This is a genomic window from Hyphomonas sp. UBA3195, from assembly GCF_002366485.1.
GTDB lineage: Bacteria > Pseudomonadota > Alphaproteobacteria > Caulobacterales > Hyphomonadaceae > Hyphomonas.
The window spans coordinates 83,426-94,283 of sequence record NZ_DEXB01000051.1 but is presented as its reverse complement, the minus strand read 5'-3'; the positions used below and the strand labels follow the sequence as shown (position 1 = coordinate 94,283).

At 58.3% G+C, this 10,858-nt stretch carries 12 protein-coding genes; 6 read left to right on the top strand and 6 right to left on the bottom strand.

The window, feature by feature from the left end; all coding sequences use genetic code 11:
* Both groEL and B2344_RS15925 read left to right on the top strand, forming a co-directional pair.
* The coding region (gene groEL, locus B2344_RS15930; RefSeq protein ID WP_290485592.1) for a chaperonin GroEL at positions 1–900 on the top strand (900 nt) is incomplete at its 5' end.
* Positions 901–1,053: 153 nt separating this feature from the next.
* On the top strand, positions 1,054–2,676 hold the full coding sequence (locus B2344_RS15925; protein ID WP_290485591.1) for an acyl-CoA synthetase: 1,623 nt from the start codon (positions 1,054–1,056) through the stop codon (positions 2,674–2,676).
* Here B2344_RS15925 and B2344_RS15920 read toward each other — a convergent pair.
* The 6 genes from B2344_RS15920 to B2344_RS15895 form a co-directional block, all read right to left on the bottom strand.
* Positions 2,666–2,815, bottom strand: a complete 150-nt coding sequence (locus B2344_RS15920; protein ID WP_206990741.1) for a hypothetical protein — start codon at positions 2,813–2,815, stop codon at positions 2,666–2,668. The two genes, B2344_RS15925 and B2344_RS15920, sit on opposite strands and share 11 nt — an antisense overlap.
* A complete protein-coding gene (gene cydB, locus B2344_RS15915; protein WP_290485590.1) occupies positions 2,805–3,860 on the bottom strand; it encodes a cytochrome d ubiquinol oxidase subunit II in 1,056 nt (351 codons plus the stop codon). The genes B2344_RS15920 and cydB overlap by 11 nt, the downstream gene beginning before the upstream one ends.
* A 9-nt stretch (positions 3,861–3,869) precedes the next feature.
* Entirely contained in the window at positions 3,870–5,288 is a 1,419-nt protein-coding gene (locus tag B2344_RS15910; protein ID WP_206990743.1) for a cytochrome ubiquinol oxidase subunit I, read from the bottom strand.
* 101 nt (positions 5,289–5,389) lie between these two features.
* Entirely contained in the window at positions 5,390–5,821 is a 432-nt protein-coding gene (locus B2344_RS15905) for a PaaI family thioesterase (RefSeq protein ID WP_206990744.1), read from the bottom strand.
* The gene (locus B2344_RS15900) at positions 5,814–6,269 is read right to left on the bottom strand and encodes a DUF192 domain-containing protein (protein WP_206990745.1); all 456 of its coding nucleotides are present in this window, start codon (positions 6,267–6,269) and stop codon (positions 5,814–5,816) included. Before B2344_RS15900 ends, B2344_RS15905 begins: the two co-directional genes overlap by 8 nt.
* Positions 6,270–6,321: 52 nt before the next feature.
* Positions 6,322–6,846 carry a cold-shock protein gene (locus B2344_RS15895; RefSeq protein WP_206990746.1) on the bottom strand — a complete coding sequence of 175 codons (525 nt, stop codon included), beginning with the start codon at positions 6,844–6,846 and terminating at the stop codon, positions 6,322–6,324.
* A gap of 272 nt (positions 6,847–7,118) precedes the next feature.
* Here B2344_RS15895 and B2344_RS15890 point away from each other — a divergent pair, with 272 nt between their 5' ends.
* The 4 genes from B2344_RS15890 (at position 7,119) to B2344_RS15875 (ending at position 10,751) form a co-directional block, all read left to right on the top strand.
* The gene (locus tag B2344_RS15890; protein WP_290485589.1) at positions 7,119–8,255 is read left to right on the top strand and encodes a helix-turn-helix transcriptional regulator; all 1,137 of its coding nucleotides are present in this window, start codon (positions 7,119–7,121) and stop codon (positions 8,253–8,255) included.
* Positions 8,256–8,475: 220 nt separating this feature from the next.
* Positions 8,476–9,345, top strand: a complete 870-nt coding sequence (locus B2344_RS15885) for a hypothetical protein (RefSeq protein ID WP_290483507.1) — start codon at positions 8,476–8,478, stop codon at positions 9,343–9,345.
* A complete protein-coding gene (locus B2344_RS15880) occupies positions 9,338–9,778 on the top strand; it encodes a curli assembly protein CsgF (protein ID WP_290483508.1) in 441 nt (146 codons plus the stop codon). Before B2344_RS15885 ends, B2344_RS15880 begins: the two co-directional genes overlap by 8 nt.
* 28 nt (positions 9,779–9,806) lie before the next feature.
* Positions 9,807–10,751, top strand: coding sequence for a CsgG/HfaB family protein (locus B2344_RS15875; protein ID WP_290479642.1), 945 nt, complete (start codon positions 9,807–9,809; stop codon positions 10,749–10,751).
* The last annotated feature ends 107 nt before the right edge of the window (positions 10,752–10,858 follow it).

Genomic DNA, 10,858 nt, shown 5'->3' with positions numbered 1-10,858 from the left:
GCTGAAGATGTCGACGGTGAAGCACTGGCCACCCTCGTGGTCAACAAGCTGCGCGGCGGCCTGAAGATCGCTGCTGTGAAAGCTCCAGGTTTCGGCGACCGCCGCAAAGCCATGTTGCAGGACATCGCTGTCCTTACCGGCGGCCAGGTCATTTCCGAAGATCTCGGCATCAAGCTCGAGAACGTCTCCATGGACATGCTCGGCACCGCGAAGAAAGTCGCCATCACAAAAGATGACACGACCATCGTGGACGGCGCTGGCGCCAAGAAAGACCTCGAAGCTCGCGTGTCGCAGATCCGCAAGCAGATCGAAGACACGTCTTCCGACTACGACAAGGAGAAGCTGCAGGAGCGTCTCGCGAAACTGGCTGGCGGCGTAGCTGTCATCAAGGTTGGCGGTGCCACTGAAGTGGAAGTGAAAGAGCGCAAGGATCGCGTCGATGACGCCCTGAACGCCACGCGTGCCGCTGTGGAAGAAGGTATCGTTCCTGGTGGTGGTACGGCGCTTCTCGCTGCTGCAAGCAATATCGACGTCAAAGGCCTGAATGCTGACGAACAGGCCGGTATCGACATCGTGCGCAAGGCTCTGGAAGCTCCGGTTCGCCAGATCGCTGAAAACGCCGGCGTCGAAGGCTCGGTCGTTGTCGACCAGATCCGTCGCGGCAAGGGCAAGGGCTTCGGCTTCAACGCCCAGACCGAAGAATATGGTGACCTCGTCGCCATGGGCGTGATCGACCCGGTGAAAGTTGTGCGCTCTGCTCTGCAGAACGCTGCATCGGTTGCTGGCCTGTTGATCACGACGGAAGCGTCCATCGCTGAAGCCCCAAAGAAGGAAGGTGCCGGCGGCGGCATGCCTGACATGGGTGGCGGCATGGGCGGAATGGGTGGCATGGGCTTCTAAGCCCGGCCCTCAAAGCCAAATTGTCAGAGGCAGCACTTCGGTGCTGCCTCTTTTTTTGGGCGAAATGATCCTTCCGACGCACTCGATTCCAGCTTCTCTACCGCTGCGGCAACCGCTTAGAGTTGCCAAAAACACAAACGGGAGAGAAACAAAGTGGCATCTGCTTCGGATATGAATTTCGGTGACATGCTTGATGCTGTGGGCGAGATGCTTGGTCCGGAAGACCTGGCTCTGGCCCACGGGACACGGCGGACATACTGGCCAGACTTCACGGCTCGATCAAACCGGCTTGCGCGGAATTTACGCGAGATGGGGATCGAAACAGGCGACAAAGCTGGCTTCTATCTACGTAACCAGCCTGAATATACTGAAGCGCTCGCCGCTTGTTTCAAAGGTCGTTTCACGCATGTGAACGTCAACTATCGCTATCTCGCCGACGAACTCTTCTACATTTTTGATAACTCGGACGCTGCGGTTGTGTTCTTTGATGCACAATTTACTGATCAGGTTGAACTGGTCCGCGGTCGCTTGCCCAAGCTGAAGGCCTGGGTCCAGATTGGCGGCGGAGACGTGCCTGACTGGGCGGTAGACTATGACTGTCTCGCCGCCGACGGTGACCCGTCTCCGCTCGGCATCGACCGATCACCAGAAGATTTGTTTTTCCTCTACACCGGCGGAACCACCGGAATGCCCAAAGGCGTGATGTGGTCACAATCTGTCTGGCGACAGGCGTCCAGAGAAGGCGCAGAGAAAGCCGGTCTGCCCTACCCGTCCACTATGGAAGAGTTCAAGATGGCAGTTCAGCTTATGGGAAAAACGGCGCGGCAGGTGCCCGCCTGTCCTCTGATGCACGGCACAGGGCTGTTCACGGCGATGGGTGCGCTGCTAGGCGGCGGCGCAATTATCACGCTGGAACAGAACACCAGCTTTGACCCTGAAAACTTGTGGGAAACCGTCTCGGAACATGGCGTGACGAGCATGGCGATCGTCGGAGATGCATTCGGAAAGCCGATGCTAAAAGCTCTCGACGACAATCCTGGCCGTTGGGATGTCAGCTCTGTACAAACCATCGTATCGTCCGGCGTAATGTGGAGCGCGGAGGTCAAACAAGGCCTCCTGAAGCATATGCCTCAAGCCGCCATGATGGACAGCTTTGGCTCATCTGAAGCGGTCGGCTTCGGATCATCCACAACGACGCTCGAAGGCGGAACCCAGACGTCCAAATTCGAGATCGGCCCGAACTGCAAGGTATTTTCCGAAGATGATCGCGAGATCGTGCCCGGCAGCGGCGAGGCCGGGATCATCGCCCGCGGCGGCGCAGTCCCTCTTGGCTACTACAAGGACGAGGCGAAGACCGCCACAACGTTCCGGACAATCAACGGGGTCCGTTACGCCATACCGGGCGACTGGTGCACGGTGGAGGCGGATGGCACGATCTCATTGCTGGGCCGGGGATCAAATTGTATCAATACGGCAGGTGAGAAAGTCTATCCAGAAGAGGTCGAAGAGGCCTTGAAGGAACATGCTGCCGTCAAGGACGCACTCGTTGTCGGCGTGCCCGATGAGAAGTGGGGCAACGCCGTGACGGCCGTCGTATCCACAGATTCAGAGGTCAGCGAAGACGAACTGCGCAGCTTTGTGCAATCACGTATTGCCCGCTACAAGGCTCCCAAGTCTGTTTTGTTCAAAGATGATCTTGGGCGCGCGCCGAATGGCAAGGCCGACTATAAGTCCATCAAGGCATTCGCGCTCGACAAGCTGGGCATCAGCCAATGAGCAACAGGCCTCTCAACGTGTAGGCCACGACAGCGACCACCAGCATCGACACAAGGGCTATGCCGACAAACCAGATAAGCCGTCTGGTGAGCGGCGGCTCCTCGTTGTCGTCTGCTGGCTGTACCGGATCAATGCGCATGATAGCCATCTCCCGGCTTAACTTTGCCCCAGAACAGGCTGTAGACGTATGCTGTATAGGCCAGAATGATCGGCAGCATGATCACGGCGCCCACCAACATCAGAACGAGTGCATTGTCCCGCGCAGCAGCCTCATGGATGGATATTTCGTACGGCACGATGAATGGGTAAAGGCTGACGCCGAGGCCCACGTATCCGCTGGCAAAAATGCCCGCCGCCAAAAGGTAAGGTCGCCAGTCCGGCGCTGTGCCCACCGCGCCCTGTTTCATCGATAGGTCTCTCCACAGCCAGACGACAAGTGCCATGCCGACCAGGGGCACCGGCGCGAGCGGCAGGAAGCGTGCAGGCTCAATATGGCTCATGGAAAAGCCCCACCGATCGCCAATGGATGCGTCCACTGAAAGCGTCGCGAAACTGACTGCCAGGAAACAAATTGCCACGCCAGCAAGTGCCATCCGGCCCCACTTGCGCGCCTTGTCATGCAACTCACCTTCGGTTTTGAGAACCAGCCAGCAAGCGCCGAGCAACATGTATCCGATGACAACAGAGATACCGGTCAGAAGGGTGAATGGCGTCAACCAGTCGAACGCGCCGCCCGCGAAGGCACCGCCCTCGACATGAATGCCCTGTACCATCCCGCCAAGCATGATGCCCTGTGAAAATGCGGCGGTGAACGATCCACCATAGAAAGCGCCATTCCAGAAGATACGAGTGGGTCGACGCACGGCCTTGTGTCGGAATTCAAACGCGACGCCGCGGAATATCAATGCAGCCAACATGATAAGCACAGGCAAATAGAAGGCTGGCATGATGATCGCGTATGCGGTGGGAAACGCCGCAAACAGGCCGCCACCACCAATGATCAGCCATGTCTCATTGCCGTCCCAAACGGGCTCGACGGTGGCGGTCATCATGTTCCGCTCTTCTTCAGACTGCGCGATCGCGGTGAACATGCCAACGCCGAGATCGAACCCGTCAAGCAAGACGTACATCATGACGCCGATGGCGAGGATCAGGGCCCAGATGAAGGGTAGGTCGATAGCCATGTTCGCCTCCTATTCCGCCGCAACGATATCGTCGGATGTTTCGGCCTTGTCATCGACTGCGCCCATTGGAGACCCAGGAGGACGCCGCTCACGGCCAGAAGGGTCCGTGGGACTGTCATCAAAGCCGCGCGTGGCAATGCGCGCCATATATACGACACCGGCCGTGAAAATGATGGCATAGACGACCATGAACACGAGCAAGGACGTCGCCACCTGCCCGGCAGAGACCGGTGACAGGCTGTCCACCGTGCGCAAATGTCCATAGACCGTGTAGGGCTGGCGACCGACTTCCGCAGTAATCCACCCGGTCACGACAGCAATGAAACCAAGCGCGCCAGCCGGGACAGCCGCAATGTGGAAGAGACCCGGTGTGTCCAGCTTTTTCCTCCACCAGAGGAAGGTGCCCCAAACGCCCATGGCCAGCATGCCGAGCCCGGCCCCTACCATAATGCGAAATGCATAGAAGACGAGCCATAGCGGCGGCCGTTCGGATTCCGGAAAGTGGTCGATGCCATGAAGCATTTCGCCCTCCTCCAGGCCGGGGAAAAGGAATGAACTGGTGCCCGGAACCGTTATGCCCGCATGGCCGCATTCGGAACCATCCGGCCACGCGATCAGAACCGTGCCCTGCACTTCCTTGGATTCACACCATCCCTCCACCACTGCGATCTTGGCGGGCTGGTACTTGTGCGCAACTTCGCCCGACCAGTGTCCAACCATGATCTGGATCGGCAGCAGGACGGCCAGAGTGCCCGACGCCATACGAATTTGCCACTTGGTGGGCTCGGTTGTCCGACCTTTCAGAGTCTGCCACGCACCCGCAGCGAGAATTACCGCCGCAGTCGTAGTATAGGCAGCCAGCAACATGTGTGCGAGCCGACTTGGCAGGCTCGGATTGAAGATCGCCTCGATCCAGCTGGTTGCATAAAAATTGCCGGTCTCTGCATCAATCGCAAAGCCGGCTGGCGTCTGCATCCAGCTGTTTGCGGCGAGGATCCAGAAAGCTGAAATCGTGGTGCCGATTGCTACAGCGCATGTCGCAGCAAAGTGCAGCTTCCGACCAACTTTTTGCCAGCCAAACAGCATCACGCCCAGGAATGTTGCCTCCAGGAAAAAAGCGGTCAGCACTTCATAGGCCAACATGGGGCCCATGACGCTGCCGGTGATCTCAGAGAACAGGCTCCAATTCGTACCAAATTGGTAGCTCATCACGACCCCGGATACGACGCCCATGGCGAAAGCAAGCGCGAAGATTTTCACCCAATGCAAATAAAGTCGCTTGAAGACTTCCCTGCCGGTCTTCAGCCACAAGCCTTCGCATACCGCGAGAAAAGCCGCGAGACCGATCGTGAAGGCAGGAAAGAGAATGTGAAAGGCGACGACGAAAGCAAACTGAAGTCGCGACAAGATAAGTGCATCAAATTCCATGAGGCTCGCTCCGGATCATATATGCAATTTTTCTAATATAGTTTGCAGGCTGGCCAAACTTGACGAGCTGACGCGCGCCGGTCTGACGCAGGCGCGCCCAGTCAGCCCTTCCGACGCAATGTCCTGAATATGGCGTCAGCGCGCGCCGCAATGCCCCCATCGTCCTTCACCAGCCTCGCTGTAACGTGAACATGGTCACCGTCTATCAGCGTAACATGCGGATGCGCTTCCAGCCAGCAGCCCTCCCGAACGATGTCCATGAACTCCATGGTCAGCTTGAGCGTGACCGACATCTTGCCGGTCGCGCTCCAGACAGCCCATGCCAGCGCACTATCGGAAAAAGCGCAGGTCATTCCGCCGTGAAGGAAGCCCATGCCATTGCAGTGACGATCCAGCACCCACATGCCGGTGCGCACATCGCCTGATGCCGACGCACGATACGTGGGACCATTGTGTAGCGTGAATTTCCCGCGGGATGGCGTTGGCGCGAATCCCGGCGGCGGTTGTCTCAGCGGCTCAACCGCCTCACTCACCCATGTTTCCGAATACGTCGTGATGGACTGTATCGCCGGGCTCAATCCCCAGTTCGGCGGCACGCCCCCCCGCCAGTTCCAGCACGCCCTTCACCGGCACGCCCGGATTGATCCGACGCAGCGATCCTGGAACAGTTTCGCGAGCAATCGCCAGCACTTTGCCATCAGGATCAATGAACAGCATGTCCAGAGAGATCAGCGTATTCTTCATCCACATATTGGCTTCGCGCGGCTGGCCGAAATCGAACAGCATGCCAGCATTTTCTGCGAGCTCTTCCCGATTCATGAGGCCTGTCTGGACTTCTTCCGGGTCATTCGCCAATTCGACCGTAAAGCTGTGCTCAGTCTCTCCCGACATGATTGTGAGAGGGCCGGTTTCCAGCTGGGCGAAAGCCGCAGGCAAGAACAGGACGAGCGATGCAAAAGCAGAAGAGATGAAACGTATCATGGGGCTTGTTTAGACGGGTGCCCGCAAGGCGGCAAGCTGTCTTGGCTGCTGCTTACCCGCGTTTAATGTGGCTAACGTGCTCACCTTTTGAACCGGTTTCAATGCAGACTTCCAGATCCGTGCCAGGCTCAATATCTTCGTAGCCAGCTTTGCGCAGAACGACGGCGTGCACAAAGATATCCGTGTCATCGCCTTCGCGCTGAACGAACCCATAGCCGCGGGTGCGATTGAACCATTTCAGCGTGACCGTCTCGTAATCGCGCTCAACACCTTTCTCCTTGGCCACAGTGGCCCGAGGGCGTTCCATCTCAATTATGTTAGCGGTTTGCCAACCGCGGTCGCCTTTCACGGCGTCACAAACGATGCGCGCACCCTCATCGGCAGAGGATTCACCATACCCCCTCAGGCATGTCACATGCAGCATCACGTCTCCCGTCAGACTTGCGTCAGACGTCGACTCGGCGACAATAAATCCGTAGCCCTTGGCACTATCGAACCATTTCACATGGCCAATTACGCGCACGGCATCCTCCACGGATGCAGGCTCTGACTCTGATTTGGCGGCTATTCTCGTCATCAACCCGTATTCCCCAATCAGGCAACCTAAAATGTGTTAACGCGCTTGTCACGCGATCTTCACATCAAAGAATGGCTTTCTGCGCCCCTGCCCGCCGCTTACCCCCGCAATGTGGACAGAAATGGGCAAGCGCGGTGAGACACTGCAGCAACGCCCCGTCATACCTCCCTGCCGTGATCATCCTCACAGCCCATTTACCAAGAATATGCTTGCAACGTTAAGTAACGGAAAGCTATACATTGCTGCCAAACTTGGCGCGTAGATTGGAATATATGAGCAATCATACCCTCGACACCTTCAAAGAATTGCTCTTGGAAGGCCTGTGCGACAGCGATGTCCTGCCCCGGGCGCTCGAGATGGTCAATGCGCATTGTGGTGCGGAAACTACACAACTCATTTCCGTCAGTGATGCGACCTTCATTCTGGATTCCGCCGTCGAGGGCACCGTCGATCGCGACCTTTTCCAAAATGAGCAGGAGTATCTCGCCGTCAATCCGCGCACCCGGATTCTGGCCTCGCGCGAGATCGGCCGAATCATTCGAGACCATGAAGTGGCAGATGAGGAGACCGTGGCCACCAATGCCGCCTATCAGGAACTCCTGATTCCGGCCGGCGTCGGCCAGTTCGCCGGCACGGTCCTCGCCAGCGATGACTCGACCGTGGTGGCCCTGGCGATTGCCCGCCCCCGCGATGATGGTCCGTTTTCGGATGATTCCATTGCCCGCTTTTCTCAGATGGTCCGCGCAGCCATTCCGGTCACGCATCTTGCAGGGCGCATTGTCAGCCGGCAGGAAACGTCCCTGCTGGACATGTTCGGCCGCCAGGCCTGCGTCGCCATCCTGCACAAATCCGGCACGGTCGTCCGGCAGTCAGAACAGTTCGAGAAACTGCTCGCGTCCGGCGTGGTCCGCACCGATGGGCTCGGCCGCCTGGATCTCCTGTCCGACGAGAGCAACCGCGATCTGGCCCTCACCCTGCGCGGCCAGAGCAACGCCATTGGCGGCCGCTTTTCCTTCGCGCGCCTGCGCCCGGAATGCACCTATATCTGTTCGGTCACACCGGTGCCCCCCATCGGGCATTTCGGCGCCCGCTCCGGCCATGCGGTCCTGTTCATCGACAAGCTCACATCCGTGAAATCCCTGGACCGGAACCTGTTGCGCCAGACCTACTCCCTGACCTCAGCAGAATGCGATGTCTGCGAACGGCTCTATGCCAGCCAGACCGTAGCGGAAATCGCCACAGCCCGGGCTGTGGCGACCAGCACGGTCAAGACGCTTCTCAAGTCGATCATGCAGAAGATGGTGGTCAATCGCCAGGCCGAGATTGTGATAAAATCGTCACGTTTCGCGTTCGATTCTGGTATGTCCGTGCCCGTGCAAACGAATGCAGGCGATAAACCTTACGGATAAATTGCCCCTTCCCCCCGTTTGGGGGATGACAGCCCACTTTCTTAATGTTTCGTTAGCACTCACAAAGGGTGAAACGTTCGCTGAACGCGAGCCGGGAGTGGGGACACGCCCGCAATATCCGGCCCAATTCGGTGAGCTGTTGCTGTAAGATTGGCAGGGCAGAATGCGTGCGACAAAATTAAGTAAGCCACGGGCGGCATCGTATGCGGCAGTTGGCCTCATGATCGCATTTCTAGTGCCGGCCAGCGCATCAGCGGGACACCCGTCCACGGGGCATGATGCGATGACGCTGGATATTGAAGATTATGTCGGCACGCTTCGGATCATCCCGAACACCGAGGACAAGATCGAAATCATCTCCGTCGAGGACGGCGTCGGAAACCTTGGAACCCTGTCCGTGAGCACCGATGAAGATGGCGGCGTCTCGGTCCGCGGGGCCCCTGCCTCCCTCGCCATGAATTGCGCCCGCACCAATGGCGAACTCAGCATCTCTTTCGACAATGGCGAGATGCACCCGATCGGCGACTTCCCGACCGTGGTGATTTCCGCACCCACTTCCACAAATGTCCGCATATCCATGCGGGCCGGAGATGCCGAAATCGCCGATGCTGACAATCTCGAAATTCTGGCTGGCGGATGCAGCCGTATCATCGCCAACAATGTCACCGACACGTTCCGTCTGACAACAACCGGCGCCCTGGCCCTGGAAATGTCCGGCGCCGAAGTCGCTGAAATCGACGCCAGTCATGGCGGCCACATCCGGATCAGCGAAATCCGAAACCGCCTGCATGCCTGTCTTGGCCGGACATCCCGGCTGGTCAGCGACCAGCTCACCGGCACGGCTGAAATCTATCAGTCCGGAACCAGCCGGATCACGCTGGATTCCGTTACGCTCACGGACATCACGGCCGAACTCGATGGAACCGCGACGCTTCAAATGGCCGGCACAGCATCGGATGCACGTATGTCACTGGGCGGTGCCTCGCAGGCAAAGGTTTCGAATGGCATCACATTGGCACATGTCGATCTGCAACGCGCAGGCCGCCTCCTCGTGGATGGCGTGCGCTGGAAAGGAACAGGAAATGACTAGTCACCCAATCAGGATAATCCGCACCGGTGCGTGCGCCGGCATGGTCGCACTCGCCCTTGCCGGCAGCGCGGCAGCGCAGGAACTCGTCTATACGCCCGTCAATCCGTCCTTCGGCGGAAACCCGTTCAACTCGGCCCACCTCCTCGGCATCGCAAACGCCCAGGATGATACCGAGGCGCCATCCTCCGCCAGCGGTGATCCGCAGGCTGACCTGTTCATTCGGCAGCTGCAAAGCCGCCTTCTGTCAGGACTCGCCTCCGAGGTCGCCAATGCCATTTTCGGGGAGGATCCGCAGGATTATGGCCGGGTCGTCTTCGGCGACCAGACAGTCGAATTCGTGAGGGGTCTGGATTCGATCACACTGACCATTTTTGACGCAACCACAGGGACAACGACAGAAGTCGTGGTGCCGATTTTCACCACCGGCGGCTAACCGGGAATTTGTAGGGGACACACACTGTATGTGGGGACAATCTGGCCTCAAGCGTTGGCTGGCAACGCCTGTACTGACACTTCTGCTTGCTGCGTGCGGCACGCCGCCAAAAGCGTCCATGGACATGGCGGAGCCGACCGTGAATCCGCGCACGCAGACCGAGTATGCTTTGATCTGGCTGCCAAAGCCGACGGAGCAGATTCCGGTCGCCGTCTATGGCGTCGCGGACGAGACCGGCGCCTTCAAGCCGAGCGATACTGTCCAGACGCTGTCGCGCGCCGTGACTCAGGGCGCAACGCCGATCCTGATCAAGGCCCTGCAGGACGCAGGAGATGGCAGCTGGTTTACCGTCATCGAACGGGAAAAGCTGGATAATTTGCTCAAGGAACGCCAGATCATCTTGGAAATGCGCCAGCGTTATCTGGGGGAATCTGCAAAGGAATCGGTCGCACTTCCCGCGCTGCTTTTCGCGGGCATCCTGATCGAAGGAGCCATCACGGGTTATGATACGAATACGCAAACGGGTGGGGCCGGCGCACGCTATCTGGGAATTGGCGCGAACACACAGTACCGGGAAGACGCCGTTTCGGTGTATTTGCGGGCTGTAAGCGTCAAGACGGGCGAAGTCCTGATCTCGGTAACGACCGAACAACGCGTCGCGTCTGTCGCCTGGCAGGCCAACGCCTTCAAATATGTCGCCTATCGGGAGCTTCTCGAAGCAGAGGCCGGAATCACCCTGAACCAGCCTCGCCATGTTGCTGTACGCCAGGCGCTCGAAAAAGCCGTTTACGGATTGATCGTGGAAGGTGTAAAGTCTGGTCTCTGGAACTTCGAAAACCCCGATCTCGGCAAGACAGCGGTGGATTTCTACGATCAGAAATACCGCACCGAATTTCCAAAGGACGCCCTGAAGGGTGTGCCAAAGGAATTGCTGCAAGAGGGCGAAAACTGGGAGGCCAATGAAGCAAGTTGAGCTGATGCAATCAAAGCCCTGGACCGACTAGGACCAGGCAAAGACAAGATCGCGCGGCGCGAGCCGCAATAAGGGTGGGGAGAGACCGACTTCAAGTTGGCGCTCGG

What these genes read in the sequence shown, in the direction of transcription:
- B2344_RS15920 (WP_206990741.1), bottom strand. Translation starts at nt 2,815, where the DNA reads ATGCGCATTGATCCGGTACAGCCAGCAGACGACAACGAGGAGCCGCCG.
- cydB (WP_290485590.1), bottom strand. Translation starts at nt 3,860, where the DNA reads ATGGCTATCGACCTACCCTTCATCTGGGCCCTGATCCTCGCCATCGGC.
- B2344_RS15910 (WP_206990743.1), bottom strand. Translation starts at nt 5,288, where the DNA reads ATGGAATTTGATGCACTTATCTTGTCGCGACTTCAGTTTGCTTTCGTC.
- B2344_RS15900 (WP_206990745.1), bottom strand. Translation starts at nt 6,269, where the DNA reads ATGATACGTTTCATCTCTTCTGCTTTTGCATCGCTCGTCCTGTTCTTG.
- B2344_RS15895 (WP_206990746.1), bottom strand. Translation starts at nt 6,846, where the DNA reads ATGACGAGAATAGCCGCCAAATCAGAGTCAGAGCCTGCATCCGTGGAG.
- B2344_RS15890 (WP_290485589.1), top strand. Translation starts at nt 7,119, where the DNA reads ATGAGCAATCATACCCTCGACACCTTCAAAGAATTGCTCTTGGAAGGC.
- B2344_RS15885 (WP_290483507.1), top strand. Translation starts at nt 8,476, where the DNA reads ATGATCGCATTTCTAGTGCCGGCCAGCGCATCAGCGGGACACCCGTCC.
- B2344_RS15880 (WP_290483508.1), top strand. Translation starts at nt 9,338, where the DNA reads ATGACTAGTCACCCAATCAGGATAATCCGCACCGGTGCGTGCGCCGGC.
- B2344_RS15875 (WP_290479642.1), top strand. Translation starts at nt 9,807, where the DNA reads ATGTGGGGACAATCTGGCCTCAAGCGTTGGCTGGCAACGCCTGTACTG.